Origin of the sequence: Massilia glaciei (genome assembly GCF_003011895.2) — a bacterium.
Taxonomy (GTDB): domain Bacteria; phylum Pseudomonadota; class Gammaproteobacteria; order Burkholderiales; family Burkholderiaceae_D; genus Telluria_A; species Telluria_A glaciei.
In genome coordinates this window covers 1-25,987 of the sequence record NZ_PXWF02000293.1, presented here as the reverse complement: position 1 = coordinate 25,987, position 25,987 = coordinate 1, and the positions used below count along the sequence as shown (strand labels likewise).

Genomic DNA, 25,987 nt, shown 5'->3' with positions numbered 1-25,987 from the left:
CGCCGCCGCCGCCGAAGCCGCCGCCACGCAGGCAGCCGCAAACGCGGCCATGGCCGCCGCGCAAGCCCAGGAGGTCGCCGACCAGGAAGGCGCCGCCCGGAAAGCTGCCGCCGAGGCATCCGCCGCGGCGCTGCGCGGGGCCCCGGCCAACGTGATCGAATTCCTCGCCGGCACCCAGCCCTCGGTCTCGACCGACGACAGCATGAAGCGCATCGGCGAGATCGAAATCCCGCTGCCGCTGTTCCACATCTACCTCGCCGAAACCGACGAATTGATGCGCGTGCTCGAGCGCGATTTCAGCGAGTGGCGCCACGAGCCGCTGCGCGCGGCCACGCCGGAAGCGATCAAGGCGGCCCACACCCTGACCGGCACCTCGGCCACGGTCGGCTTCAAGGCGCTGCGCGAAGTCGCGTACGCGCTCGAAATGGCGCTCAAGGTGCTCTCGCCGCCGTCGCCGGTGCTCGACGACGCCCAGCGCGACCTGCTCGACACGGCCCGTGTCAGCGCGCTCGACATGCTGCAGCGCTTCGCCAACGGCGAGCTCGCCGAGGCCCGTCCCGCGCTGGTGTTCGACCTGCAGAAGCTGCGCGAGCAGCTCGCCTCGCAGGTCACCGGCGCCGTCTACGGCGACAGCGACCATGCGGTGCTCGACGAGGCGGCCGACGAAGCCAGCGACGAAGCCAGCGACGAAGCCAGCGACGAAGCCAGCGACGAAGCCAGCGACGAAGCCATCGACGACGCCAGCGACGAAGCCATCGACGAAGCCATCGACGCGGCCGCGGCGCCCGAGCCGGAGCTGGTCCCCGAACTGATCGACCAGGCCGAGCCGGTCGAGGCCCTGGTCGAGCCCGGGGAGGAACTCGTCCCCGAGCTCATTTCGCAGCGCGAACCCGAAACGCCAGCCGATTCGCATTGGCCGCTGGCCGGGCCTGAACGCGTGTCGTCCGGCGCTTCCGGCGCCGCCGCTGCGGCAGCCTCGGCGGCCGAGGCGGCGGCCGAGGCGGCCGCCGTGGTCGCGGCCACCGCCGCCGCCAGCGCGTCGGCGAGCGGCCCCGAGTCGGTCGCCCTGGGCACCGTCTACAGCGACGACCTCGACGCCGACCTGCTGCCGGTGTTCATCGAGGAGGCGACCGACCTGCTGCCCGAACTGGGCAACCTGCTGCGCAAGTGGCAGCAGTCGCCGGTCGACAAGACGCCGGTCCAGATGCTGCTGCGCAATCTGCACACGATCAAGGGCAGCGCCCGGATGGCCGGCGCGATGCGCCTTGGCCAGCACGCGCACGAGATCGAAACGCAGATCGAGAACATGGTCCACGCGGGCACCACGCTGCCGGCCGCGTTCGACGACCTGCTGGCCAACTACGACCACGCGCTGCTGCTGTTCGAACAACTGCAGCATCCAACCGCCAACGCGCCGGCCGAGGACGCCGACGGCGCCGCCGTGCCCGGACAGGCGGCCAAGACGGTCGAGGACGCCAACGCCGCGCAGGCGCGCACCCCGCTGGTGCGGGTGCGCGCCGACATCCTCGACCGCCTGGTCAACCAGGCCGGCGAGGTCTCGATCACGCGCTCGAAACTGGAGACCCAGGTCGCCACGCTCAAGTCCTCGCTGCTTGACTTCTCCGAGAATCTGGCGCGCCTGCGCCGCCAGCTGCGCGAAGTGGAGATGCAGGCCGAATCGCAGATCTCCTCGCGCATGTCGATCTCGAGCGAGCGCGAATTCGATCCGCTCGAATTCGACCGCTTCACGCGCCTGCAGGAACTGACGCGCATGATGGCCGAGAGCGTCAACGACGTCGGCTCGTTCCACGAAAGCCTGGGCCGCACGGTCGATGTCGCCACCGGCGACCTGATCATCCAGTCGCGCCTGACGCGCGACCTGCAGCGCGACCTGATGCGGGTGCGGATGGTGCCGTTCTCGAGCCTGTCGGAGCGTCTGTTCCGGGTGGCGCGCCAGAGCGCGAAGGAGCTCGACAAACGGGTCAACCTCGACATCCGCGGCGGCACGGTCGAAATCGACCGCAGCGTGCTCGAGCAGATGGCCGGCCCGTTCGAACACCTGCTGCGCAACTCGATCGTGCACGGCATCGAGTCGCGCGAAAAGCGCGGCCAGAACGGCAAGGACGAAACCGGCGAATTGCTGGTGCAGGTCAGCCAGCAGGGCAACGAGGTGGTCATCGCCTTCACCGACGATGGCGCCGGCCTCGACCTGAACCGGATCCGCGAGAAGGCCCGCGAAAAAGGCCTGCTCGAGATCGGCGCCGAGGTCACCGACGCCCAGGCCGCCGACCTGATCTTCGAACCGGGGTTCTCGACCGCCGACGCGCTGAGCGAACTGGCCGGCCGCGGCGTCGGCATGGACGTGGTGCGCTCCGAGGCGCAGGCCCTGGGAGGGCGGGTCGACATCGCCACCGAACTCGGCAAGGGCGCGCGCTTCACCATCCGCCTGCCGCTGACGCTGTCGGTGACCCAGGTCGTGCTCACCACCAGCGGCGGCAAGACCTACGCGATGCCGTCGATCCTGGTCGAGCAGGTGCTGCAGATGAAGGAGGCCGCCGTCAACGCGGCCCACGCCGCCGGTTTCGTCAGCTACCAGGGCGAGGAGGTCGCGCTGCACTTCCTGCCGACCCTGCTCGGCGACGCCGAATCGCGTCCGATCGCGCAGCGCTCGTGCCCGGTGCTGATCCTCAAGAGCGGCACCGACCGGCTCGCCGTGCAGGTCGACGACGTGCCGGGCAACCGCGAGGTGGTCATCAAGAACATCGGCGCGCAGCTCGCGCGCATGGCCGGCATTTCGGGCGCCACCGTGCTCGGTTCCGGCGAGATCGTGCTCATTCTCAATCCGGTCGACTTGTCGCACCACATCGCGCAGCAGCCGCGCAAGGCCGCCCCGGCGGCCGAAGCGGCAGCGGCGGCCCACGATGGCGACTCCGCCGGCGCGGCGCCCGGCGTGGCCGATGCGGTCGATGCGGGCCAAACCGCGGCCGCGCCCGTGGTGGCGGCGCCGCAGAAAAAGCGCATCCGCGACACCGTCGTCATGGTGGTCGACGATTCGCTCACCGTGCGCAGGGTCACCCAGCGCCTGCTCGAGCGCGAAGGCTACCAGGTGATGCTGGCCAAGGACGGGGTCGACGCGCTCGAGCACCTGCAGGAGTCGACGCCGGACCTGATGCTGGTCGATATCGAAATGCCGCGCATGGACGGCTTCGACCTGACCCGCAACATCCGCGACAACGTCAAGACGCGCGAGGTGCCGATCATCATGATCACATCGCGCACGGCCGACAAGCACCGCAACTACGCGATCGGCCTCGGCGTCAACGCCTACTTCGGCAAACCGTTCCAGGAGGACGTGCTGCTCGCGGCGATCGCCGGCCTGCTCGGCAACGAGGTGCCGGTGCAGACGGAGAACTAGGCAGCCTGTCGGCCTTTGGTCCGCAATCGAAGTCGGATCGATAGCGTTCTGGTGCTGCGAGAGAAACCGGGGTCGTGAGGGGGGCGCCCAGCCTTTTTTTTCGCGGGGTCATGCGAAAATTAGGCTCGCCGCCCGCCTCACCCCGCTTTCGCGGGCCGAAGTCAGCGGCGTTTTCCGCACTAAAACTGGCCGTGGCATTAAAAAATATCGTCTCCCCAAGCACGCATTCTCATCATGTCCGGATTCATCCTCGTCGACCGCAAGACCGCTAGGAGGACTAGGCCGCCGCCTTGACCACCGCGTAACGCTCCAGCGTGCGCTTGCGCGCCTCGTCGTGCGCCACGATCGGCTCGGGATAATCCATCCCGAGCCGTATTTTTTTGTGCTCGAGCAGCATCGGCGGCACCGTCCAGGGCGCGTGGATCTCGCGTTCGGCGAGGGCGTCGAGCCGCGGCAGGTAGCGCCGGATGAAGCGCCCGGCGGCGTCGAATTTCTCGGACTGGGTGACCGGATTGAAGATCCGGAAGTAGGGCTGGGCGTCGCAGCCGGTCGAGGCGGCCCACTGCCAGCCGCCATTGTTCGAGGCCAGGTCGTAGTCGTTGAGGTGCAGCGCGAAATAGCGCTCGCCCCAGCGCCAGTCGATGCCCAGGTCCTTGACCAGGAAGCAGGCGGTGACCATGCGCAGCCGGTTGTGCATGTAGCCGCTCTGGTTCAGCTGCGCCATCGCCGCGTCGACCAGCGGATAGCCGGTGCGGCCCTCGCACCAGGCGGCGAAATCGGCCTCGGCCTTGGGGCCGGCCTCCCAGCGGATCGCGTCGTAGGCGGGCTTGAACGCATGGTCGACCACGCGCGGGTGGTGGAACAGGATCATCGCGTAGAACTCGCGCCATATCAGCTCGGACAACCAGACCGGCGCGCCCTCGCCGCCGGCGCCGCGCGCGGCCAGTTCGTTGACGGTGCGCACCAGGTGGCGCACCGACACGGTGCCGAAGCGCAGGTGCAGCGACAGGTACGACGGGCCCTTGACGGCCGGATAGTCGCGCGCGTGGCGGTAGTCGGGCATACGTCCGAGGAAGTCCTCGAACAGGGTGGCCGCGCCCGACATGCCGGCCGGGATGCCCGGCAGAACCCCGGCCGACGGCCCGAAGCCGATCTGTTTGAGGCTCGGCAGCGCGGAGCCGGGCATGGGCGGCGCCAGCCGGCGCGCGTGCGGCTCGACCGGCCACGGCGCCACGCACATCGGCTCGGCCGCCATGCGCTTGAGCCAGGCGTTCTTGTAAGGCGTGAACACCGAGAAGGTCTGGCCGGCGAGCGTGAGCACCTCGTGCTTTTCGAAGATGACCTGGTCCTTGTGGCTTTCGAAGGCGATCCCGGCCTGCGCCAGCGCGGCCGCCACGGCGGCGTCGCGCGCGATCGCCTGCGGCTCGTAGTCGCCGTTGACGAACACGGCGTCGACCCCGAGTTCGGCCGCCAGTTGCGGGACGGCGTCGGCGGCGCGCGCGTGGCGCACGATCAACTGGCCGCCGAGCGCGCGCAACTCGGCGTCGAGCTCTTGCAGGCAGGCGTGGATGAAGGCCACGCGCCGGTCGGCGGCGGGCAGGCCGTCGAGGATGTCGCGGTCGAAGATGAAGCAGCAATGGACCGCGTTCGACGAAATGAGCGCGTGGTGCAGCGCGGCCTGGTCGAAGGCGCGCAGGTCGCGCCGGAACCAGACGAGCGATTTGTTGTATTTCATTGTCGTGTGCAAAATCAATACCTTAAGGAATATTTACCATTACCATCCCATAAGCTGCGCGCAACCTGGCGCCGCAAATGGTGGTGGCCGCGATTCAGTGTAAACTAATGAGAAAATCACGCTGGAACAGCCGCCGGAACAGCCTTTGCGCTCCTCCCCGCCGCGATTTCAGCCACGCATTCCAAGCACGCTGCCGGCTGCCAGAACAAACCCGTGATCGACCATGAGAGAGTGACGCGTATGAAGAATAGCAAAATCGGCAAATCGCTGCCCGCCGCGGGCCCTTCCCCCGACGTCGGCGGGCAGCTCGGGCAGCATGCCGGCGCCGCCTCCGATTTCAACCTCGCCAATCATTTCCTCATTGCCATGCCCGCGATGAAAGACCAGGTCTTCGTCGGCAGCGTGGTCTACGTCTGCGAGCACAACGACAAGGGCGTGCTCGGGGTGGTCATCAACAAGCCCACCGACATGACCATGGAAATCCTGTTCGAGCGCATCGACCTCAAGCTCGCAGACGGCTTGCGCATGCCCATCGTCAACGAGCCGATCATGTTCGGCGGCCCGGTCCAGGACGACCGCGGCTTTGTGCTGCACACGCCGGGCGCGCATTATTCGTCCTCGCTGACCGTCACCGACGAGGTCGCGTTCACGACCTCGATCGACGTGCTCGAGGCGGTCGCCGCCGGCGACGGCCCGCAGCGCCTGCTGGTCTCGATCGGCTACTCGGGCTGGCGCCCGGGCCAGCTCGAGGACGAAATCGGCGCCAACGACTGGCTCACCGTGGGCGCCGACGCCCACGTGCTGTTCGACCTGCCGATCGAGGAACGCTACACCGCCGCCATCAAACTGCTGGGCATCGACCCGATGATGCTCGCCTCCGAGGCCGGACATGCCTGATGTGTGAGCAATACCTTTGTGAGCAATTCACGTGTGAGCAATTCACGTGTGAGCAATTCACGTGTGCGCAGTGCCGCCGTGCGCAATCCCTGTGTGCGCAATCCCTGCATGCGCAATCCCTGTGTGCGCAATGCCCGTGTGCGCAATGCCCGTGCGGGGCGGTCCATGCTTGAGGGCGCGCCGCCGGCCCCGCCCGTGGTCGAGATCGTGCTGGGATTCGATTTCGGCATCAAGCGCATCGGCATCGCCATGGGAAACACCCTGACCGGGCAGGCCCAGCCGCTGGCCGTGGTCAAGGCGATCGACAACGCCGCCCGTTTCAAGCAGATCGGCGAGCTGATCGACCTGTGGCGCCCCGCGCGGCTGGTCGTCGGCGAGCCGTTCCACCCCGACGGCGCCGAGCACGAGATGACGCTGCGCTGCCGCCGCTTCGCCAACCAGCTCCACGGGCGCTTCGCGCTGCCGGTCACGCTGGTCGACGAACGCTATTCCTCGGCCGTCATCCACGGCAAGCGCGGCCAGGTCATCGACGACCAGGCCGCCGCCATTATTTTGCAACAGTACTTTGACGATGACTCCCACCATGACGCCAGACAACAATAAACAACTCGACGCCGAAGCCCTCTACCAGCAATTGCTGGGGCAGGTGCGCCACGGCCTGGACGGCGTGGCCGACGCCGCCATCGTCGGCATCCATTCGGGCGGCGCCTGGCTGGCCGAACGCCTCGCCGCCGACCTCGGCCTTGGCGGGCGGCTCGGCTTCATCGACGTCTCGTTCTACCGCGACGACTACGCCAAAAAGGGCCTGCACCCCGACGTCAAGCCGACCCAGATCGGCTTCGATGTCGACGCCGCCAACATCGTGCTCGTCGACGACGTGCTCTACACCGGGCGCACCACGCGCGCGGCCATCAACGTGCTGTTCGATTACGGCCGCCCGGCGCGCATCATGCTCGCGGCGCTGGCCGACCGCGGCGGGCGCGAGCTGCCCGTGGCGGCCGATTTCGTCGCCACCCGCGTCGCGCTCGGCGCGGCCGGGTCGCTGGCCTTGCAACGCGATGCTGACGGCGGCCTCACGCTCACGATAGAATGACGGGCGCAGCAGTTGGCGGCAGTAGAAAACAGCGCTCAAAACAATAATAAAAAAGCACGAAAAAACACCTTCCCCAATAAAGACGACCATGCTCAACCCGCAATTGAACAAACACGGCGAACTTCAGCACCTGCTCAGCATCGAAGGCTTGCCGAAATCCATCGTCAACCACATCCTCGACACCGCCAGCAGCTTTGTGGGGATCTCCGACCGCGAGGTCAAGAAGGTTCCGCTGATGCGCGGCAAGAGCGTGTTCAACCTGTTCTTCGAGAACTCCACGCGCACCCGCACCACCTTCGAGATCGCCTCCAAGCGCCTGTCGGCCGACGTGATCAACCTGAACATCCAGGCCTCTTCGGCGAGCAAGGGCGAGTCGCTGCTCGACACGATAGACAACCTGTCGGCCATGCACGCCGACATGTTCGTGGTGCGCCACGCGCAGTCGGGCGCGCCCTACCTGATCGCCAAGCACCTGATCGACACCAAACAGTCGCACGTGCACGTGGTCAACGCCGGCGACGGCCGCCACGCGCACCCGACCCAGGGCCTGCTCGACATGTACACCATCCGCCACTACAAGAAGGACTTCACCAACCTGACGGTGGCGATCGTCGGCGACATTTTGCACAGCCGCGTGGCGCGCTCCGACATCCACGCGCTGACCACGCTCGGGGTGCCCGAGGTGCGCGCGATCGGCCCGCACACGCTGCTGCCGGGCGGGCTCGAGCAGATGGGCGTGCGCGTGTTCACCAACATGGACGAGGGCCTCAAGGGCGTCGACGTGATCATCATGCTGCGCCTGCAGAACGAGCGCATGTCGGGCGCGCTGCTGCCGTCGGCGCAGGAGTACTTCAAGAGCTACGGCCTGACCCCGGAGCGCCTGGCGCTGGCCAAGCCCGACGCGATCGTGATGCATCCGGGCCCGATGAACCGCGGGGTCGAGATCGATTCGGCGGTGGCGGACGGCCCGCAGGCGGTGATTTTGCCGCAGGTGACGTTCGGGATCGCGGTGCGGATGGCGGTGATGAGCATTGTGGCGGGGACCCAGGGATGAAGCAGGCAGCGATGAAACTACACATTAAGAACGGCCGCCTGGTCGACCCGGCCAACGGCATCGACGCGCCGCACGACCTGTACATCGCCGACGGCAGGGTGGCCGCGGTCGGCGCCGCGCCGGCCGGCTTCGTGGCCGACCGGGTGATCGACGCGGCCGGGCTGGTGGTCGCGCCCGGCCTGGTCGACCTGTCGGCGCGCCTGCGCGAGCCGGGCTACGAGTACAAGGCCACGCTCAAGTCCGAGATGCAGGCGGCGATGCAGGGCGGCGTGACCAGCCTGATCTGCCCGCCCGACACCGACCCGGTGCTCGACGAGTCGGGCCTGGTCGAAATGCTGCGCCACCGCGCCAACAAGCTGCAACAGGCCCATGTGCACCCGCTGGGCGCGCTGACCATGGGCCTCAAGGGCGCGGCGCTGACCGAGATGGCCGAGCTGACCGAGGCCGGCTGCATCGGCTTTTCGCAGGCCGAGGTGCCGCTCGAGGACACCAACGTGCTGCTGCGCGCGCTGCAGTACGCCAAAACGTTCGACTACACGGTCTGGCTGCGCCCGCAGGACCCGCACATCGGCCGCGGCGGCATCGCCCACAGCGGCCCGCTGGCGTCGCGCCTGGGCCTGGCCGGGGTGCCGGTGATGTCCGAGACGATCGCGCTGCACACCATTTTGGAGCTCATGCGCGCCACCGGCGCGCGCGTGCACCTGTGCCGCATGTCGTCGGCGGCCGGCCTCGAGCTGGTGCGCGCGGCCAAGAGGGACGGCCTGCGCGTGAGCTGCGACGTCGGCGTGCACCACATCCACATGACCGACGCCGACATCGGCTTCTTCGACTCGAACGCGCGCGTGACGCCGCCGTTCCGCAGCCAGCGCGACCGCGACGCGATCCGCGCCGGCCTGTACGACGGCACCATCGACGCCATCTGCTCGGACCACACCCCGGTCGACGACGACGAGAAGCTGCTGCCGTTCGGCGAGGCCTCGCCCGGCGCCACCGGGCTCGAACTGCTGCTCTCGCTCACGCTCAAGTGGGCCGACGACTACGCGCGCGGCCAGCATGGCGGCGCCGGCGGCGGCGCCACGCCGCTGGCGCGCGCGCTGGCCAAGATCACCATCGACGCGGCGCGCGTGGCGGGTCTGGCGGCGGGCCAGCTGGCGGTCGGCGCCGCCGCCGACGTGGTCGTGTTCGACCCCGGGGCGCGCTGGACCGTCCAGGCCAGCGCGCTGGCCAGCCAGGGCAAGCACACGCCCTTCCTTGGCTACGAGCTGGCGGGGCAGGTCAGGGCGACCATCGTGGGCGGGCGCCTCGCCTTCGAGCGCTGATTGAACTGAACGCTGATTGTTGACCGCGAATTGAAACTCCGGGTCCGCCTGCGCCTGCTGCGCCTCGTGCTGCACGTGCTCGGGGGCATGGCGGCATGCGCGCTGCTGTTCCCGTGGGCCGCGCCGGCGCGCCGCGGGCGCTACGTGCAGCGCTGGTCGCGCCAGTTGCTCGGGCTGTGCCGGGTCACGCTCGCGCCGGCCGCCGGCGCGCCCGCGCTCACCGGCACCCTGGTGGTGGCGAACCACGTCTCGTGGCTTGACATCTTCGTCATCAACGCGCTGCACCCGTCCCAATTCGTGGCCAAGTCCGAAATCCGCGGCTGGCCGGCGCTGGGCTGGCTGGCCGCGCGCGCCGGCACCATCTTCATCGCCCGTGGCAGCCGGCGCGAGCTGCGCCAGATCTTCAAGGCGCTCGTCGCCGCGCTCGAGAGCGGCGAGCGGGTCGCCCTGTTCCCCGAGGGGACCACGGCGGCCCAGGGCGCGCTGCTGCCGTTCCACGCCAACTTGTTCGAGGCGGCGATCGACGCCGGGGTGCCGGTGCAGCCGGTCGCGCTGCGCTACCTCGACGCCGGCGGCGCGCCCCATCCGGCGGTCGAGTACCTCGGCGAGATGACGTTTGCGCAGAGCCTGGACGCGATTCTCTCGGCCGGCGCGATCCACGCGCAGCTCACGCGCCTGCCCGCGATCGAAAGCGGCGGCGCGCACCGGCGCGAACTGGCGCTGGCCACCCGCGGCGCGATCGCGCGCGCGCTCGGCCAGGCCGAATAGCTCGGGGCTAATCCTTCTTTTTACCGCCCGGGTTTTTGTATTCGGGGCAGTCGACCTGCAGCAAGGCGCGGTCGTCGAGGCACACCGCGCTGAGCTGGCCGCCCCACACGCAGCCGCTGTCGAGGCCGATGACCTTGTCGCGCATGAACAGGCCGCGCGCCGACCAGTGGCCGAACACCACCGTGACGTCGGCGCTGCGGCGCCCGGGCAGCTCGAACCACGGCAGCAGGCCCGCGGCGACGGCGCCGGGCGCGTTTTCGGTGGTGTCCTTTTGCTCGAAATCCATGCTGCCGTCGGGCGCGCACAGGCGCATCCGGGTGAGCGCGTTGACGATGCAGCGCAGCCGCGCCATGCCGGTCAGCGAATCGTCCCAGCGCGCCGGCTCGTTGCCGTACATCGCGCGCAGGAGCTCGATCCAGCCGGGCCCGCGCAGCGCCGCCTCGACCTCGCCGGCCAGTGCCAGCGTCTGCGCCGCGCTCCACTGCTGCGCCACCCCGGCGTGCACCAGCAGGTGGCCCCCGACCAGCAGCGCGAGCGGGCGCCGGCGCAGCCAGTCGACCAGTTCGGCGAGGTCGGGCGCGGCCAGGATCTCGTCCAGCGTGTCCGAGCGCGACGGCGCGCGCGCGCCGGCGGCCACCGCCAGCAGGTGCAGGTCGTGGTTGCCCAGCAGCGCCTCGCAGCGCCCGCCGCCGGCCGTGGCCAGCGCGCGCACGCGGCGCAGGGCCTCCAGCGAGGCGGGGCCGCGGTTGACCAGGTCGCCCACGAACACGATCCGCGCCGCGCCCCCGGCATCGTCGGCTATCCGGTTGAGCAAGACCTGGGCTTCGTGCGCGCAGCCTTGCAGGTCGCCAATTACGTAAGTTTTCATGTGTGCTGCGATCCGGTGCGTGGCGTTGGGAATGGCGGGCGGTGCAGGCTCGCGCCGGCGACATTATAGGAGGGGGCCGGGCGCGCGCGCCATGTTAATTGATCTGGCTCAATCCTGCATGGTCCAATCGTTAATACCTTGTTATATAACAATGACAGAGGGCGCACCGCCGGTTGATTGTGATTCGAGGTGGACCGAATTTCCGCCCTTTGATTGCAGGCGGGACAGCGCGATAAAAATTGCCCTGCGAATAGTGATATGTGCGATTGCAATGCTTGGTGCTCATTGATGTAACGTTAAAAAAAAGTTACGACGCTCCGCTACAATCGCAGCTTGGCCGGCTCCGCGGCCAGCCCGGCCATGCGCCGTTTCCCCGATTAGCCAGCATAAAAAAACCATGTTCTCGTTTTTTGTGAGTTTCATTTTTTCCGCGCTGCTGACGCTGCTGGTAATCAAGCAGGTCCGGCTGCATGGCCCGGCGCTCGATGCCGATTTCATCGGCGTGCAAAAAGTCCATGCGCACGAGGTGGCGCGCATCGGCGGCCTGTCGATATACCTGGCGGTGGTTATCGGGGCCGGCATCGCTATCTGGCGCCTGCCGCCGATCCGCGAATGGGTATTATCGCTGTTATTGTGCGCCAGTTGCGCCTTCCTGATCGGAATCGTCGAGGACTACACGGGCCGCGTGAGCGCGCTGCGGCGCCTGTTGGTGACAATGGCGGCGGCGCTGCTCGCCTATTTCCTGCTCGACGCGAAACTCGACCGGATCGACACCCCATTCGGCACCTGGCTGATCGCCTATTGGTGGATAAGCCTGCCGATAACCATGCTGGCGGTGGCCGGAATTGCGAATGCCGTCAATATCATCGACGGCTTCAATGGATTGGCCAGTGTGGTCACCATTTGCATGCTGATATCGCTCGCTTATGTCGCGCTGCAGGTGGGCGACGCCTTTGTGCTGGTCGCGGCGCTGACCGTGGCGGGCGCGATCGCCGGCTTTCTAATCTGGAATTACCCGGTCGGCTTTATCTTCCTCGGTGACGGTGGCGCGTATTTCATCGGCTTCATGCTGGGCGAGCTCGCATTGGCCCTGGCGATGCGCAACCCCGAGGTGTCGACCTGGTACGCCGCCTTATTGCTCATCTATCCGGTATTTGAAACCCTGTTTTCGGCCTGGCGCCGCCTGTTTTTGCGCGGGAAATCACCGGTGATGGCCGATGGAATACATCTGCACAGCCTGATCTTCCGGCGCATCGTGCAATGGGCGGTGGGCCCGGAGGAGGCGCGCGCGCTGATGCGGCGTAATTCGCTGACCTCGCCCTATCTGTGGCTGCTGTCGCTGATGGCGGTTATCCCGGCCACGCTGTTCTGGCGGCATACCGGGGTATTGATTTTTTTCTGTTTATTGTTCGTTATCAGCTACGTGTGGCTTTATGCGCGTATTGTTCGGTTTAAGTCGCCGCGTTGGATGATTGTTCGCAAGAAGAGCTAACATAATTGCGTGGATGTAGTATATTGCGACAATTAGTGAGATTTCACTTAATGATGTAAGTACTCCCCCAACCCACTTCAAAGGAATAATGATGGATCTGTCAAATATGTCAGTCGGTGATCTGCGCAACCTGCAAGACCAAATCAAACAAGAAATGAAAAAGCGCGAGCACCAGGAAGTCGCCAAAGCACGCGAGCAAATCCTCGCGATCGCCCAAAGCGTCGGCGTACCTTTGAAAGATCTGATCGGCACCGGCATCCGCGCCAAGACCGGAACCGTTGCGGTCCGTTATCGCCACCCGGACAATGCGGCCCAACAATGGACCGGCCGCGGCCGCCAGCCTAAGTGGGTCAAGGAATGGGTCGAAGGCGGCAAGTCGATCGACAAGCTGCGCGTGTAAGCGATCCGCGATCGGCAATCGGCAATTTGTAATAAGCAGTAAGCAGTAAACAGTAAGCAGCAGCCTATAAGCACGTACTGCCAAACAGGCGGCGCGGGCAGCTGGCGGTTTTCCGCCGCCCCGCGCCGCCTTTTGCGTTGATGCACGGCCCGCCCCGTCCCCCGCGAATTCCCATCGGCAAGATTCGGCGTATTCAAGCGTCCCGCCAGGCGCTACAATCGCACCGTCCCGTTTTAATCGTACAATCGCCCCAAATCCACCCGGCCGGCACGACAAGGTCGCATTGCCGCGCGGCCCGTTGCCGCGCGGAGTCCTTTTACAGGTGAACAACCATGCTCGCTCTCTCAAAAACAATCTTCAAGGCCTATGACATCCGCGGCGTGATCGACAGCACGCTCGACGCCGGCGTAGCCAGGCGGCTCGGGCGCGCCTTCGGCCGCGCCGTGCTGGCCAGGGGCGAGACGCGCGTCGTGATCGGGCGCGATGGCCGCCTGTCGGGCCCCGAACTGGCCGCCGCGCTGGCCGCCGGCCTGCAGTCGGCCGGCGTCGACGTGATCGACCTCGGCATGGTGGCCACGCCGATGGTCTATTACGGCACCGAGGTGCTCGGCGCGCGCTCGGGCATCATGGTCACCGGCAGCCACAACCCGCCCAATTACAACGGTTTCAAAATGGTGCTGGCGGGTGAGGCGATCCACGGCGCGGCCATCCTCGCGCTGTACCACGACATCGTCGCCGACGACGGCGCCGCGCCGGCCGCCGGGGGCAGCTACGGCACCCACGACATCGCCCCCGACTACCTGGCCCGCATCGCCGGCGACGTCAAGCTCGCCCGCCCGATCAAGCTCGCGCTCGACTGTGGCAACGGCGTGGCCGGCGCCTTCGCCGGCGCACTGTATCGCAGCATGGGCTGCGAGGTCACCGAGCTGTTTTGCGAGGTCGACGGCACCTTCCCGAACCACCACCCCGATCCGGCCCACCCCGAGAACCTGCAGGACCTGATCCGCTGCCTGCGCGAGACCGACGCCGAAATCGGGATCGCCTTCGACGGCGACGGCGACCGCCTCGGCGTGGTCACCAAGGACGGCCAGATCATCTACCCGGACCGCCAGATGATGCTGTTCGCGGCCGACGTGCTGGCGCGCCATCCGGGCCAGCAGATCCTGTACGACGTCAAGTGCACGCGCCACCTCGGCCCCTGGATCGCGCGGCACGGCGGCCGGCCCCTGATGTGGAAGACCGGGCATTCGCTGGTCAAGGCCAAGATGCGCGAGACCGGCGCCCCGCTGGGCGGCGAAATGAGCGGCCACATCTTCTTCAAGGACCGCTGGTACGGCTTCGACGACGGCATGTACGCGGGCGCGCGCCTGCTCGAGCTGCTCACGCGGGTGCCGGACCCGTCGGCCTTGCTCAACAGCCTGCCGCAATCGGACAGCACGCCCGAGCTGCACCTGCAACTGCTCGAGGGCGAAAGCGTGGCGCTGGTCGACCAGCTGCGCGCCGACACCACCTTCCCGGGCGCCGAGCGGATCATCACCATCGACGGCCTGCGGGTCGAGTACGCCGACGGCTTCGGACTGGCGCGCTCGTCGAACACGACGCCGGTGCTGGTGATGCGGTTCGAGGCCGAGTCGGGCGCCGCGCTGCGCCGCATCCAGGGCGAGTTCCGGCGCGCCATCGTGGCCGCCAAACCCGACGCGGAGCTGCCATTCTGAAACCGCCGCTCAACATCCTGCTGGTGCGCGTCTCGTCGCTCGGCGACGTGCTGCACAACCTGCCGATGGTGGCCGACATCCTGCGCCGCCATCCCGACGCCAACATCGACTGGGTGGTCGAGGAGGGCTATGTGAGCCTGGTGCGGCTCAATCCCCATGTGCGCAGAATCATCCCGTTCGCGCTGCGGCGCTGGCGCAAGAGCCTCGCCAGCGAGGCCACGCGCGCCGAGATCGGCGCGTTCTGGCGCGGCCTGCGCGAACAGCGCTACGACTACGTGTTCGACACCCAGGGCCTGCTCAAGACCGGCGTCATCATGGGCGCGGCGCGGCTCGCGCCGGGCGGACAAAAGGTGGGGCTGGCGAACGGCAGCGAGGGCTCCGGCTACGAGGGCGTCTCGCGCCTGTTCCACACCAGGAGCATCGCGCTCGACCCACGCACCCACGCGGTCGCGCGCGGCCGGCTGGTGGCCGCCGCGGCGCTCGGCTACAGCGCCGACCACCCGGCCGACTTCGGCCTGCCGGCGCCCGGCGCGGGCAGCCGGCCCGGCTTTCTGCCGGCCGCCGACTACGCCGTCTTTTTCCATGGCACCGCGCGCGACGCCAAAAAATGGGCGCCCGCCAACTGGGTCGCGCTGGGGCGGGCGCTGGCGCCGCTGCCGGTGCTGCTGGCGTGGGGCTCGGCGCTTGAAAAAACCGAGGCCGAGGCGCTGGCGCGGCAACTGCCGAACGCGCGCGTGCTGCCCAAGCTGTCGATGCTCGAGGCGGTCGAGCTGGCGCGCCACGCTGCGCTGGCGGTCGGGGTCGACACCGGGCTGACCCACATCGCGGCCGCCTTCGTGCGCCCGACCATCGAACTGTATTGCGACTCGCCCAGGTGGAAGACCGAGGGCAACTGGTCGCCCCTGATCATCAACCTGGGCGAGCTTGGCGCGCCGCCGTCGGTGCCCGAGGTGCTCGCCGCCGTGGAACGACTAAGGCCCGCCGCCTGATGCGCGCCTTGTATTCGCTGATGTGGTGGCTGGCGCTGCCGCTGGTGCTGGCGCGCCTATGGTGGCGCGGACGCAGGGAGGCCGGCTACCGCGCGCATTGGGGCGAGCGGCTCGGCTTCTACGGGCCGCGCGGCGCCGGCATGCACACGATCTGGGTGCACGCGGTGTCGGTCGGCGAGACGCGCGCGGCCGAGCCGCTGATCGACGCCCTGATGCTGGCCTGGCCCGACAGCCGCATCCTGCTCACCCATATGACCCCGACCGGGCGCGCCGCCGGCGAGCAGCTGTTCTCCCGCCACGGCGCCCGGCTGGTGCAGGCCTATCTGCCGTACGACACGGGCTTCATGACGCACCGCTTCCTGGTCCATTTCGCGCCGCGCATCTGCATCCTGATGGAGACCGAGGTCTGGCCCAACCTGGTGGCCGCCTGCGCCGCGCGCGCGGTGCCGGTGGCGCTGGTCAACGCGCGCCTGTCGCAACGCTCGCTGCGGCGCGGCCAGCGCTTCGGCACCCTGATGACGGACGCCGCGCGCGCCATCACGCTGGTGGTGGCGCAGACCGAGGCCGACGCGCAGCGCGTGCGCCAGCTGGGCGCGCCGCGGGTGGCGGTCACGGGCAGCATCAAGTTCGACGTGCTGGTGCCGCCGGCGGCGCTGGCGACCGGGGCCTGGCTGCGCGCGCAGATCGGGCCGCGTCCGGTGCTGCTGTGCGCCAGCACGCGCGAAGGCGAGGAGGCGCTGATCCTCGACGCCTTTGGCGCCATGCCCGCGCGCCCGCCAGACATGCTGCTGCTGCTGGTGCCGCGCCACCCGCAGCGCTTCGACGAGGTGGCCGCCATGGTGCGCTCGCGCGGCTTCGCCCTGCAGCGCCGCGCCACGCTCGGCGAGGCCGGCGTGGCGAACGACACCGAGGTGCTGCTGGGCGACTCGATGGGCGAGATGTTCGCCTATTACGCGGCCTGCGATAGCGCGTTCGTGGGCGGCAGCCTGCTGCCCCTGGGCGGCCAGAACCTGATCGAGGCCTGCGCCCTCGGCAAGCCGGTGCTGGTCGGCCCGCACACCTTCAATTTCGCGCTCGCGACCGCCGGGGCGATCGACGCCGGGGCCGCGCTGTGTGTGGCGGACGCCACACAATTGATGGCGCAAAGCGCCGTTCTGCTAGGCGACGCCGCCGCGTGTGTGGCAATGGGGCGGCACGCGCTGGCGTTCGCGGGGGCGCACAAGGGGGCGACCGCGCGCACGCTTGAATTGCTGCGCCCCTTGATCTACTAACAATTTGTTACCATATCCCTCTAGTCGGCGATAAACAAAAGGGAATGCGCATGTTTTGGTTCAATCACCCCAGACAGGTCGGCAGCCGCAAGCCGGTGGCCGTGCTGGTGCAGCGCGATACAACAGCACCCGCCACGCTCGATGTCGTCATGGCGCCGCCGGCGCAAACGAGCCTCGTGCCCGCCCAAAACGCGGTGCTCGAAGCCGATGGCAGCCTCAATTTCACGGTGCGCTACGCCTTGCCCGAATACGTCAGTTTCATGTGGCAGCACGGCCGCTACATCATCCGCCGGCGCCGCATGGGGCGCCTCGCCACCTACGCCATGCTGGCCGTGAGCACCTCGTTCGCGGCGCTCAATTTCGTCACCCAACGCCGCGCGCGCCGCACCTACGAGTTCACCTTCGACGAGCATGGCATCGTGCGCGCCTGCAAGGGCGGCGTGTCGCTGGTCAAGTGGGACGACGTCAAGGCGATCCGCACCTATTCGCGCGGCTTCATGGTGATACTGAAACAGGGCACGCTGCCGATTCCGTACCGCTGCCTTAGCCGCGAGCAGGCGGCCGTGATGGCCGGCTTCGCGTCGTCGCTGCACACGCCGGCCGGCAGCGCCGACCACGCGCTCATCTAGGCCCTCAACCAGGCGCTCAACCAGGCGCTCAACTAGGCGCTCAACTAGCCGCTTGCCCAGGCGCGCAGCCAGTGCCCCACCAGGCGCCCGGCCAGGCGACAAGCTAAGCGGCCGGAAACAGCACCGGCAGCTCCTGCGAGCGGGTGCGCAGGGCGGCCCTGGCGCCGTCGTAATCCGGATACACCGACTCCACCGTGGCCCAGAAGCGCGGGCTGTGGTTCATCTCGCGCAGGTGCGCCAGCTCGTGCGCGACCACGTAGTCGATCAGCGGCAGCGAAAAGTGGATCAGGCGCCAGTTCAGGCGGATGCTGCCCCCGGTCGTGCACGAGCCCCAGCGCGTGCCCGCAGACGACAGCGCGAAGGCGCTGTAGCCGACCCCGAGGCGCGCGGCGTACAGGTCGAGCCGTTCGGCGAACAGGCGCTTGGCCTCGGCCTGGAACCAGATCCGCACGCGCTCCTGCAACTGGTGCTCGGCCAGGCCCTCGACCACGCCCACCGTGAGCACCCGCAGCTCGGCGTCGAAATTGCAATGGCTGCGCGCGGCCGGCACCAGCCGCAGCGTGATCTGCGCGCCCATGAACGGCAGCTCGGCGCCGTCGACCCAGGCAACCGGCGGCTTTTGCTGGCGCGCCGCGCGCCGTTCGCCGCGCTCGGACAATTTACTCAAGATCCAGCCCTGCTTGGCGCGGATCGCGTTGTCGATCTCGGCCAGCGTGATGCGTTTGGGCGCGGTCACGCGCAAGCCGCTGTCGTCGATCATGAAGCCGATCGAGCGGCGCGTCGAGCGGCGCAATTCAAATTCGAGTTTGTGGGGGCCGAGCTCGATGCGGCGCATCGGCACCGCGGGCGCATCGGGCAGATGCGGGGGCAAATGCGGGGGCAAATGCGTGGGCAAATGCGTGGGCGATTGCGCGGCCGGTGGCGCCGGCAGCACGCGCGGCGGCGCGGGCGGGGCCTTGAACAGCGGTTGCGGCGGCGACGGTTTTTTTGCGACCGGTTCAAGGGCCGCGAAAAAATCCTGCGCGAATAATTCGAGTTGTTGGGTGTCGGTCTTGGGCGTCATGTTTTGCGTCGGTGTTGCACGAACCATGGCGCCAAGACCGCTTAGCCAGCGCTGTAGGCGTGGGGCGAAATGACGCGCATTTCTGATTCTATCCAATTTTCGACCTCTTGCATCATGCTGTCGGGAGTGTGCTGGTCGGGCGATATCGGTTTGCCGATCGAGACGGTCACCAGGCCGGGGCGTTTGATGAACGACTGCTTGGGCCAGCACTCGCCTGAATTATGCGCGATCGGCACCACCACCGCATTGGTTTCGATCGCCAATCGTGTGCCGCCGCTTTTGTATTTGCCCTTCTGGCCGACCGGGATCCGGGTCCCCTCCGGGAACATGATGATCCACTGGCCGTCGGCGAGGCGGCGCTTGCCGTGTTCGACGACGTGCTTGAACGCGTTCTTGCCCTCTTTGCGGTCGATCGGGATCATCCGCAGCAGCGCCATGGCCCAGCCGAAAAACGGGATGTACAGGATCTCTTTCTTGAACACGTACACCAGCGGACGGCGCATGTTCGGCAGCAGGAAGATGGTCTCCCACGCCGACTGGTGCTTCGAGAGCAGGATGGCGGGGGCGTCGGGCAGGTTCTCGTAGCCCTTGAACTGGTAGCGGATGCCGCACAGGACGCGCGCCAGCCAGATCACGAACACGTTCCAGCGCGAGGTGACCCAGAAGCGCTTGTTGTAGGGGAGCGGGGCGGCCAGGAAGCAGACGCAGGTCCAGATGATGGTGGCGAGCGTCATGATGATCATGAACAGCAGGGAGCGCAGGAACAGTACGGTGGTACGCAAGTAATTCTCCGAATATTTTGTGGGGCGGATCGTGGACTGGGTCGAATCAGGGGCGGATCGGGGTCAGATCGGTATGTGGGCGGCCGCGCCGGCGGTCTTGAGCAGCACGTTGACCATCGTGGCGAGGTCGGGGAACACCTGGGTGCCCGGCGGCAGCCCGCCCGTCTCGTGGGTCTTCTGGCCCTTGCCGGTCAAGACCAGGTAGGGCATGCAGCCGCTGATGTAGCCGGCCTGCAGGTCGCGCAGCGAGTCGCCCACGGTCGGCACCCCCTTGAGGCTGACCTTGAAGCGCTTGGCGATCTCCTCGAACATGCCGGCCTTGGGCTTGCGGCAGTCGCAGTTGTCGACCGCCGCGTGCGGGCAGAAGAAGATCGCGTCGACGTCGGCCCCGAGCTGCTGCGCGTGGGTGTGCATCTTGTGGTGGATCGCGTTGAGCATCTGCATGTCGAACAGTTCGCGCGCGATGCCCGACTGGTTCGAGGCGACGACCACGCGGTAGCCGGCCTGGTTCAGGCGCGCGATCGCCTCGAGCGAGCCGGGGATCGGAACCCACTCGGCCGGCGACTTGATGAACGCCGGCGAGTCGTGGTTGATGACGCCGTCGCGGTCGAGGATGATCATCTTCATGCTGTCTCCCGGTTTGGTGGTTTCGCTTAGACGGCCAGCTTCGAAATGTCGGCCACCCGGTTCATCATGGCGTGCAGCGACGACAGCAGCGCGAGCCGGTTGTTGCGCAGCGCGACATCGTCGGCGTTGACCATCACGTCGTTGAAGAAGCCGTCGACGTCGTCGCGCATCTGCGCCAGCGTCTTGAGGGTGCCGGCGAAGTCGCCGGCGGCGAAGGCGGCGTCCACCTGCGGGCGCACGCGCGCGATCGCGGCGAACAGCCTGCGCTCGGCGTCCTCCCGCAGCAGCGCCTCGGACGCCTCGCCGCTGGCGGCGTCGGATTTTTTGAGGATGTTGGTGATGCGCTTGTTGGCGGCGGCCAGCGAGGCGCTCTCGGGCAGCGCGGCGAAGGCCTGCACCGCGTCGAGGCGCTGCACGATGTCGTCGAGGCGGTCCGGGTTTTGCGCCAGCACCGCTTCGATCTCGTTGGGCGAGAAACCGCGCTCGCGCAGGATGCCGCGCAGGCGCTCGAGCATGAAGGCGGTGACGGCCGCGCCCGGGTCGGCGAAGCCGGCGCGTCCGGCGAACGGCGCGGCGGCGTCCTGCAGCAGGGCGCTGATGGCCAGCGGCAGGCGTTTTTCGAGCATCATGCGCAGCACGCCGAGGGCGTGGCGGCGCAGCGCGAACGGGTCCTTGTCGCCGGTCGGCTGCAGGCCGATGCTCCAGATCCCGACCAGGGTCTCGAGCTTGTCGGCCAGCGCCACGGCGGTGCCGGTCGGGGTCGAGGGCAGGGCGTCGCCGGCGAAGCGCGGATGGTAGTGCTCGGAGGCGGCCAGCGCCACCTCGTCGTGCTCGCCGTCGTGGCGCGCGTAGTAGGTGCCCATGATGCCCTGCAGCTCGGGGAATTCGCCGACCATGTCGGTGACCAGGTCGGCCTTGGCCAGCAGCGCGCCGCGTTCGGCCAGCGCCACGTCGTAGCCGAGCCGGGCGGCGATCGCGCCGGCCAGTTTGGCCACGCGCACGCCGCGTTCGGCCTGGGTGCCCAGCTTGTTGTGGTAGACGATGTTGGCCAGCAGCGGCAGGCGCGATGCGAGCGTCTTCTTCTTGTCCTGCTCGAAGAAGAACTTGGCGTCGGACAGGCGCGGGCGCACCACGCGCTCGTTGCCGCCGATGATGTGCCGCGGCTCGTCGGTGGCGATGTTGGAGACGATCAAAAAGCGCGAGCGCAGTTTGCCGGCGGCGTCGGTCAGCGCGAAGTATTTCTGGTTGGTCTGCATGGTCAGGATCAGGCATTCCTGCGGCACCGCCAGGAAGCTGTCCTCGAAATTGCAGGCGTACACCACCGGCCACTCGACCAGCGCCGCGACCTCGTCGAGCAGGGCCTCGGGCATCAGCACCTGGTCGGCGCCGGCGGCGGCCAGCAGCGCGGCGCGGATTTTTTCCTTGCGCGCCGCGGGCGCGGCGATCACCTTGCCCTGTTGCTCGAGCGCGGCGGCGTAGCCGTCGGCGTGTTCGAGCGTGATGGCGCCGCTGGCCAGGAAGCGGTGGCCGAGCGTGACGTTGGCCGAGGCCAGGCCGAGCGCCCGCAGCGGCACCACGGCGGCGCCGTGCAGCGCGACGAGCTTGTGGGCCGGGCGCACGAACTGCACGGTGGCGCCGTCGGGGCGCTGGTAGCTCATCAGCTTGGGGATCGGCAGCTTGCCCAGCGTCTCGTCGAGCGCGCCCTGCAGGCCGCCCGCGAGCGCGCCGCCGGGCGCGGTGTAGGTGGTGAAGAAGCTCTCGGCCTTGCCGTCGGCGGCGCGTTCGAGGTCGGCCACGCGCAAGTCCGGGCGGCCCATGGCGGCCAGTTTCTTGAGCAGCGGGGCGCTGGCGTTGCCGTCCTTGTCGAGCGCAACGCTCACCGGCAGCACTTTTTCGCGGATCGATTTGTCGGGCGAGCCGGCGCGCACATTGGTGATCGAGACGGCGAGGCGGCGCGGCGTGGCGTAGCCGGTGGCGACGCTGTCGGCCTCGAGGAGGTCGCGCGAGCGCAGGCCGGCCTCGATCCCGGCGGCGAACGCGGCGCCGAGCTTGGCGAGCGCCTTGGGCGGCAGTTCTTCGGTCAGCAGTTCGATGAGTAGTGTGTGGTTCATGTTCGTTTTGGTTCTTTTCTTAATCAGGCGGCGGGTCGGGCGGCGGCGGCGGGCGCCATCGGGAAGCCGAGTTTTTCACGCGAGTCGTAATAGGCCTGGGCCACCAGGCGCGACAGGGTGCGCACGCGGCCGATGTAGGCGGCCCGCTCGGTGACCGAGATGGCGCCGCGCGCGTCGAGCATGTTGAAGCTGTGCGAGGCCTTCATGATCTGCTCGTAGGCGGGCAGGGTCAGCTCGAGCGCGACCAGGCGCTTGGCCTCGGACTCGTGGTTGGCGAACTGGGCGAACAGCAGCTCGGTGTTGGCGTGCTCGAAATTGTAGGTCGATTGCTCGACCTCGTTCTGGTGGAACACGTCGCCGTAGCTCAGCGATTTTTTGACGCCGTTCTCCTCCCACTCGGTCCAGACCAGGTCGTAGACGTTCTCGACCCCCTGCAGGTACATCGCGAGGCGCTCGATGCCGTAGGTGATCTCGCCGAGCACCGGCTTGCAATCGAGCCCGCCGACCTGCTGGAAGTAGGTGAACTGGGTCACCTCCATGCCGTTGAGCCAGACCTCCCAGCCCAGGCCCCAGGCGCCCAGGGTCGGGCTTTCCCAGTCGTCCTCGACGAAGCGCACATCGTTCTGCTGCAGGTTCAGGCCGAGCGCCTCGAGCGAGCCGAGGTACAGGTCGAGGATGTTTTCTGGCGCCGGCTTGAGCACCACCTGGTACTGGTAGTAGTGCTGCAGGCGGTTCGGGTTCTCGCCGTAGCGCCCGTCCTTGGGGCGGCGCGAGGGCTGCACGTAGGCCGCGCGCCAGGGCTCGGGGCCGATCGCGCGCAGGAAGGTGCCGGTGTGGAAGGTGCCGGCGCCGACCTCCATGTCGTACGGCTGGAGCAGGGCGCAACCCTGCTTGTCCCAGTAGGTTTGCAGCGTGAGGATGATTTGTTGAAATGTGAGCATCGTGGGGTGGCCGGCGCGCAGGCGCGCCGCGCAAAGTGAGTTTGCTAAAACGACCAATTTTAGCGGGTTTCGGGTGGCCTCTGGTGGCCGATGTGACAACTACGCCACTTTTGACGCGGTATCAAGGCTTGTTTTGGATCTTGTCTTGGAACTTGTTTCGGAACTTTGCTCTGAACTTTTCTCGGAATTTTTTTCGGAACTTGTGCGGTAGCGCCGGCCCAAAAGCCAGGCGGCCGCGAAGGACAGCGCCGCGAGCGCGAGGAGCAGATAGTTGCCGAGCAGGATGTACGGCGTCATGCCGGCCATGCCTTGCACGGTCGCCGCGAGCGTGCCGCGCACGTAGGGCGCGAGCCGGGCCTGGACCTCGCCGCGCGCGTCGATCACGGCGGTCGCGCCGGTGTTGGTCGCACGCAGCATCGGGCGGCCCGTCTCGAGCGAGCGCATCTGCGACATCTGCAGGTGCTGGGCGATGGCGACCGATTCGCCGTACCAGGCCAGGTTCGAGACGTTGAGCAGCATGGTGGCCGGGCGCGCGGCGCTGCGCAGCTGGTGGGCGATCTCCTCGCCGAACACGTCCTCGTAGCAGACGTTGGGCAGCACCAGCTGGTCCTTGACCGCGAACGCGCCCTGCAGCGGCGCGCCGCGCTTGTTGTCGCCCAGCGGGATGCGCATGAGGTCGATGAACCAGCGGAAGCCGGGCGGCACGAACTCGCCGAACGGCACCAGGTGCGCCTTGTCGAAGCGGTACGGCGGCACGTGCCTGGCGATGCCGAGCACGCTGTTGGTGTAGCGCCCGTCGGGGTCCATCAGCGGAATGCCGAGCAGCAGGTGGCTGTTCGTCCGGCCCGCGTACGCGGCCATGCCCTCGAGGTAGCCCTCGGGCAGCTGGTGCGGGAAGATCGGGATCGCCGTCTCGGGTGTCGCGATCAGGTCGGCCGGCGCGGCCGTGACCAGGTCGTGGTAGACGCCGAGGATCTTGCCGAGGTGTTCGACCGTGAATTTTTCGGATTGCGAGATATTGCCCTGCACCAGGCGCACGCTGATCGGCGCTCCCTGCGGGTGGGTCCATTCGACCATGCGCAGGGCGTGGCCGCCCGCCAGCAGCGCCGCCATGATGCCGACCGCGGCCACGCGCCGGCGCTGGGTCAGCATGACCAGGCAGGCGCCGCACAGCGCGGCCAGCACGCCGATGCCATACACGCCGACCAGCGGCGCGAAGCCGCCCAGCGGCGCGCCGTTGTGGGCGTAGCCCGAGGCGGCCCAGGGGAAGCCCGTGAAGACCCAGCCGCGCATCCATTCCGACAGGCCCCAGCAGAACGGCAGCACCAGCAGCACGAAGGCGGCCACCGGCAGCGACCAGCGCCGCCGCAGCCAGGTCGCCGCGCCCGTGGCGAGCGCGCCGAACAGGCCCATGTACGTGCCCAGCAGGCACAGCGCGACCACCGCCAGCGGCGCGGCCAGCCCGCCGAAGCGGGTCAGCGCGATGTACAGCCAGTGCATGCCGGCCACCGACCAGCCGAAGCCGAAGGCCCAGCCGACCAGGGTGCTGCGGCGCACCGAGGTGTCCATGCCGACCTGGTAAAACAAGAAGGCGAAGGTGAGGAACTGGATCGGCCACCAGCCGACCGGCGCGAGCGAGAGCACGCTGGCGGCGCCGGCCAGGGACGCGAACAGCATCGGCAGCGCGGTGCCGCGCGCGGACCGGACGGGGGCAACGGGCTCGGTCGGGGCGGTGCGGAGCCTGCGCAGCATCAGAGCAGGTCGTCTTGGCCGGGGGGGAGTTTTTCGACCAGCAGCACGTGGATCTGGCGCGCGTCGGCGCGCAGCACCTCGAAGCGCAGCCCCGAGATGGTGAACTCGTCACCCTTGTGCGGCATGCGGCCAAGGTGGTTGGCGACCAGCCCGCCGATGGTGTCGACGTCGTCCTCGGGCAGGTTGGTGCCCAGTTCGGCGTTGAACTGTTCAAGCTCGGTGAGCGCCTTGATGCGCCAGCGCGGGCCGTGCAGGCCCTCCTTGATCGAGAGGATGTTGTCCTCCTCCTCGTCGAAATCGTATTCGTCCTCGATGTCGCCGACGATCTGCTCGAGCACGTCCTCGATCGTGATCAGGCCGGCCACGCCGCTGTACTCGTCGACCACGATCGCCATGTGGTTGTGGTTGGCGCGGAAGTCGCGCAGCAGCACGTTGAGGCGCTTGGACTCGGGGATGAAGATGGCCGGGCGCAGCATGTCGCGCACCTCGAACTCTTCCTCCGCGTAGTAGCGCAGCAGGTCCTTGGCGAGCAGGATGCCGATCACCTTGTCGCGTTCGCCGTCGACGGCCGGAAAGCGCGAGTGCGCGGTGGCGAGCACGGAGGGCATCCAGTCTTCGATTGGTTTGGAGATGTCGATCACGTCCATCTGCGAGCGCGGCACCATGATGTCGCGCGCGGACAGTTCCGAGACCTGGAACACCCCCTCGATCATGGACAGCGCGTCGGCGTCGATCAGGTTGCGTTCGTGCGCGTCGTGCAGGACTTCGAGCAGTTCGGCGCGGTTTTCGGGCTCGGGGGAGATCAGTGCGGTCAGGCGTTCAAACAGTGACCGGTGTTGCTTGACGTCGGATCGGACGTCCGTAGGGTGCTCTGGCATAGTTGGCGTGAGCCGTTGTTGCGATAAGGTATAGGATACACCAAAACCGCGACTGCCCGTTTTTTGGGCGGTGCGCATGGGTTGCGCACCGCCCTGGCCGCCGGAACACGGCCCGCGCGGCTAGCTGCGCGGCTCGGGCGCCGGCTGCGCCGCCGGCTGTGCCGCCGGCGCCGGGGCGGGCGCCGCGG

22 protein-coding genes are annotated in these 25,987 nt (G+C 67.9%); 13 read left to right on the top strand and 9 right to left on the bottom strand.

The window, feature by feature from the left end:
- On the top strand, positions 1 to 3,415 hold a 3,415-nt coding region (locus C7C56_RS22405; protein WP_146204607.1), incomplete at its 5' end, for a hybrid sensor histidine kinase/response regulator.
- 277 nt (positions 3,416 to 3,692) lie between these two features.
- Here the strand turns inward: C7C56_RS22405 and C7C56_RS22400 are convergent.
- Positions 3,693 to 5,150, bottom strand: a complete 1,458-nt coding sequence (locus tag C7C56_RS22400; RefSeq protein ID WP_106759581.1) for a cryptochrome/photolyase family protein — start codon at positions 5,148 to 5,150, stop codon at positions 3,693 to 3,695.
- A 240-nt stretch (positions 5,151 to 5,390) separates the two neighbouring features.
- Between C7C56_RS22400 and C7C56_RS22395 the strand changes: the two genes are divergently transcribed.
- From C7C56_RS22395 to C7C56_RS22370, 6 genes are all read left to right on the top strand, one after another.
- Positions 5,391 to 6,047 carry a YqgE/AlgH family protein gene (locus C7C56_RS22395; protein ID WP_106759580.1) on the top strand — a complete coding sequence of 219 codons (657 nt, stop codon included), beginning with the start codon at positions 5,391 to 5,393 and terminating at the stop codon, positions 6,045 to 6,047.
- A gap of 165 nt (positions 6,048 to 6,212) precedes the next feature.
- Entirely contained in the window at positions 6,213 to 6,650 is a 438-nt protein-coding gene (gene ruvX / locus C7C56_RS22390; protein ID WP_106759579.1) for a Holliday junction resolvase RuvX, read from the top strand.
- Positions 6,631 to 7,140: a bifunctional pyr operon transcriptional regulator/uracil phosphoribosyltransferase PyrR gene (pyrR, locus tag C7C56_RS22385; protein ID WP_106759578.1), complete on the top strand. Its 510-nt coding sequence runs from the start codon at positions 6,631 to 6,633 to the stop codon at positions 7,138 to 7,140. Before ruvX ends, pyrR begins: the two co-directional genes overlap by 20 nt.
- A gap of 88 nt (positions 7,141 to 7,228) precedes the next feature.
- Complete coding sequence (locus C7C56_RS22380; protein ID WP_106759577.1) at positions 7,229 to 8,194, top strand: aspartate carbamoyltransferase catalytic subunit; 966 nt, start codon at positions 7,229 to 7,231, stop codon at positions 8,192 to 8,194.
- A gap of 11 nt (positions 8,195 to 8,205) precedes the next feature.
- Positions 8,206 to 9,513: a dihydroorotase gene (locus tag C7C56_RS22375; protein WP_106759586.1), complete on the top strand. Its 1,308-nt coding sequence runs from the start codon at positions 8,206 to 8,208 to the stop codon at positions 9,511 to 9,513.
- Positions 9,514 to 9,543: 30 nt separating this feature from the next.
- Positions 9,544 to 10,281: a lysophospholipid acyltransferase family protein gene (locus tag C7C56_RS22370; RefSeq protein WP_229458932.1), complete on the top strand. Its 738-nt coding sequence runs from the start codon at positions 9,544 to 9,546 to the stop codon at positions 10,279 to 10,281.
- A gap of 7 nt (positions 10,282 to 10,288) precedes the next feature.
- Here the strand turns inward: C7C56_RS22370 and C7C56_RS22365 are convergent, their stop codons facing one another.
- Complete coding sequence (locus C7C56_RS22365) at positions 10,289 to 11,149, bottom strand: symmetrical bis(5'-nucleosyl)-tetraphosphatase (RefSeq protein ID WP_106759576.1); 861 nt, start codon at positions 11,147 to 11,149, stop codon at positions 10,289 to 10,291.
- A 397-nt stretch (positions 11,150 to 11,546) separates the two neighbouring features.
- Between C7C56_RS22365 and C7C56_RS22360 the strand changes: the two genes are divergently transcribed.
- From C7C56_RS22360 to C7C56_RS22335, 6 genes are all read left to right on the top strand, one after another.
- The gene (locus C7C56_RS22360) at positions 11,547 to 12,641 is read left to right on the top strand and encodes an MraY family glycosyltransferase (protein WP_106759575.1); all 1,095 of its coding nucleotides are present in this window, start codon (positions 11,547 to 11,549) and stop codon (positions 12,639 to 12,641) included.
- A 91-nt stretch (positions 12,642 to 12,732) separates the two neighbouring features.
- The gene (locus C7C56_RS22355) at positions 12,733 to 13,041 is read left to right on the top strand and encodes an H-NS histone family protein (RefSeq protein ID WP_106759584.1); all 309 of its coding nucleotides are present in this window, start codon (positions 12,733 to 12,735) and stop codon (positions 13,039 to 13,041) included.
- A 332-nt stretch (positions 13,042 to 13,373) separates the two neighbouring features.
- Positions 13,374 to 14,756, top strand: coding sequence for a phosphomannomutase/phosphoglucomutase (locus C7C56_RS22350; protein WP_106759574.1), 1,383 nt, complete (start codon positions 13,374 to 13,376; stop codon positions 14,754 to 14,756).
- 65 nt (positions 14,757 to 14,821) lie between these two features.
- On the top strand, positions 14,822 to 15,745 hold the full coding sequence (gene waaC / locus C7C56_RS22345; protein ID WP_229458933.1) for a lipopolysaccharide heptosyltransferase I: 924 nt from the start codon (positions 14,822 to 14,824) through the stop codon (positions 15,743 to 15,745).
- Positions 15,745 to 17,016 (top strand): lipid IV(A) 3-deoxy-D-manno-octulosonic acid transferase, encoded by a 1,272-nt coding sequence (waaA, locus tag C7C56_RS22340; protein WP_106759572.1) that lies wholly within the window; start codon positions 15,745 to 15,747, stop codon positions 17,014 to 17,016. The genes waaC and waaA overlap by 1 nt, the downstream gene beginning before the upstream one ends.
- A gap of 50 nt (positions 17,017 to 17,066) precedes the next feature.
- A complete protein-coding gene (locus C7C56_RS22335; protein ID WP_229458931.1) occupies positions 17,067 to 17,645 on the top strand; it encodes a YcxB family protein in 579 nt (192 codons plus the stop codon).
- Between the two features lie 103 nt (positions 17,646 to 17,748).
- Here C7C56_RS22335 and C7C56_RS22330 read toward each other — a convergent pair whose 3' ends face one another.
- The 7 genes from C7C56_RS22330 to C7C56_RS22300 all read right to left on the bottom strand — a co-directional run bounded on the left by C7C56_RS22330 (position 17,749) and on the right by C7C56_RS22300 (position 25,799).
- The gene (locus tag C7C56_RS22330) at positions 17,749 to 18,708 is read right to left on the bottom strand and encodes a M48 family metallopeptidase (RefSeq protein ID WP_229458930.1); all 960 of its coding nucleotides are present in this window, start codon (positions 18,706 to 18,708) and stop codon (positions 17,749 to 17,751) included.
- A gap of 41 nt (positions 18,709 to 18,749) precedes the next feature.
- The gene (locus tag C7C56_RS22325) at positions 18,750 to 19,451 is read right to left on the bottom strand and encodes a lysophospholipid acyltransferase family protein (RefSeq protein ID WP_106759582.1); all 702 of its coding nucleotides are present in this window, start codon (positions 19,449 to 19,451) and stop codon (positions 18,750 to 18,752) included.
- Positions 19,452 to 19,553: 102 nt separating this feature from the next.
- Positions 19,554 to 20,117 carry a D-glycero-beta-D-manno-heptose 1,7-bisphosphate 7-phosphatase gene (gmhB, locus tag C7C56_RS22320; protein ID WP_106759568.1) on the bottom strand — a complete coding sequence of 188 codons (564 nt, stop codon included), beginning with the start codon at positions 20,115 to 20,117 and terminating at the stop codon, positions 19,554 to 19,556.
- Between the two features lie 26 nt (positions 20,118 to 20,143).
- Positions 20,144 to 22,228, bottom strand: a complete 2,085-nt coding sequence (gene glyS, locus C7C56_RS22315; RefSeq protein WP_106759565.1) for a glycine--tRNA ligase subunit beta — start codon at positions 22,226 to 22,228, stop codon at positions 20,144 to 20,146.
- A 23-nt stretch (positions 22,229 to 22,251) separates the two neighbouring features.
- Positions 22,252 to 23,169 carry a glycine--tRNA ligase subunit alpha gene (gene glyQ, locus C7C56_RS22310; protein WP_106759562.1) on the bottom strand — a complete coding sequence of 306 codons (918 nt, stop codon included), beginning with the start codon at positions 23,167 to 23,169 and terminating at the stop codon, positions 22,252 to 22,254.
- A 99-nt stretch (positions 23,170 to 23,268) separates the two neighbouring features.
- Entirely contained in the window at positions 23,269 to 24,921 is a 1,653-nt protein-coding gene (lnt, locus tag C7C56_RS22305) for an apolipoprotein N-acyltransferase (RefSeq protein ID WP_106759560.1), read from the bottom strand.
- Complete coding sequence (locus tag C7C56_RS22300; protein ID WP_106759558.1) at positions 24,921 to 25,799, bottom strand: CorC family transporter; 879 nt, start codon at positions 25,797 to 25,799, stop codon at positions 24,921 to 24,923. The genes lnt and C7C56_RS22300 overlap by 1 nt, the downstream gene beginning before the upstream one ends.
- Positions 25,800 to 25,987 lie beyond the last annotated feature (188 nt).

Coding starts and splice junctions, on each gene's coding strand:
- C7C56_RS22350 (WP_106759574.1), top strand. CDS start 13,374: ATGCTCGCTCTCTCAAAAACAATCTTCAAGGCCTATGACATCCGCGGC.
- C7C56_RS22380 (WP_106759577.1), top strand. CDS start 7,229: ATGCTCAACCCGCAATTGAACAAACACGGCGAACTTCAGCACCTGCTC.
- glyQ (WP_106759562.1), bottom strand. CDS start 23,169: ATGCTCACATTTCAACAAATCATCCTCACGCTGCAAACCTACTGGGAC.
- C7C56_RS22300 (WP_106759558.1), bottom strand. CDS start 25,799: ATGCCAGAGCACCCTACGGACGTCCGATCCGACGTCAAGCAACACCGG.
- C7C56_RS22335 (WP_229458931.1), top strand. CDS start 17,067: ATGTTTTGGTTCAATCACCCCAGACAGGTCGGCAGCCGCAAGCCGGTG.
- C7C56_RS22360 (WP_106759575.1), top strand. CDS start 11,547: ATGTTCTCGTTTTTTGTGAGTTTCATTTTTTCCGCGCTGCTGACGCTG.
- waaA (WP_106759572.1), top strand. CDS start 15,745: ATGCGCGCCTTGTATTCGCTGATGTGGTGGCTGGCGCTGCCGCTGGTG.
- C7C56_RS22365 (WP_106759576.1), bottom strand. CDS start 11,149: ATGAAAACTTACGTAATTGGCGACCTGCAAGGCTGCGCGCACGAAGCC.
- pyrR (WP_106759578.1), top strand. CDS start 6,631: ATGACGCCAGACAACAATAAACAACTCGACGCCGAAGCCCTCTACCAG.
- C7C56_RS22395 (WP_106759580.1), top strand. CDS start 5,391: ATGAAGAATAGCAAAATCGGCAAATCGCTGCCCGCCGCGGGCCCTTCC.
- C7C56_RS22355 (WP_106759584.1), top strand. CDS start 12,733: ATGGATCTGTCAAATATGTCAGTCGGTGATCTGCGCAACCTGCAAGAC.
- C7C56_RS22375 (WP_106759586.1), top strand. CDS start 8,206: ATGAAACTACACATTAAGAACGGCCGCCTGGTCGACCCGGCCAACGGC.
- C7C56_RS22325 (WP_106759582.1), bottom strand. CDS start 19,451: ATGATCATCATGACGCTCGCCACCATCATCTGGACCTGCGTCTGCTTC.
- gmhB (WP_106759568.1), bottom strand. CDS start 20,117: ATGAAGATGATCATCCTCGACCGCGACGGCGTCATCAACCACGACTCG.
- ruvX (WP_106759579.1), top strand. CDS start 6,213: ATGCTTGAGGGCGCGCCGCCGGCCCCGCCCGTGGTCGAGATCGTGCTG.
- lnt (WP_106759560.1), bottom strand. CDS start 24,921: ATGCTGCGCAGGCTCCGCACCGCCCCGACCGAGCCCGTTGCCCCCGTC.
- glyS (WP_106759565.1), bottom strand. CDS start 22,228: ATGAACCACACACTACTCATCGAACTGCTGACCGAAGAACTGCCGCCC.
- C7C56_RS22330 (WP_229458930.1), bottom strand. CDS start 18,708: ATGACGCCCAAGACCGACACCCAACAACTCGAATTATTCGCGCAGGAT.
- C7C56_RS22400 (WP_106759581.1), bottom strand. CDS start 5,150: ATGAAATACAACAAATCGCTCGTCTGGTTCCGGCGCGACCTGCGCGCC.
- waaC (WP_229458933.1), top strand. CDS start 14,822: ATGGTGGCCGACATCCTGCGCCGCCATCCCGACGCCAACATCGACTGG.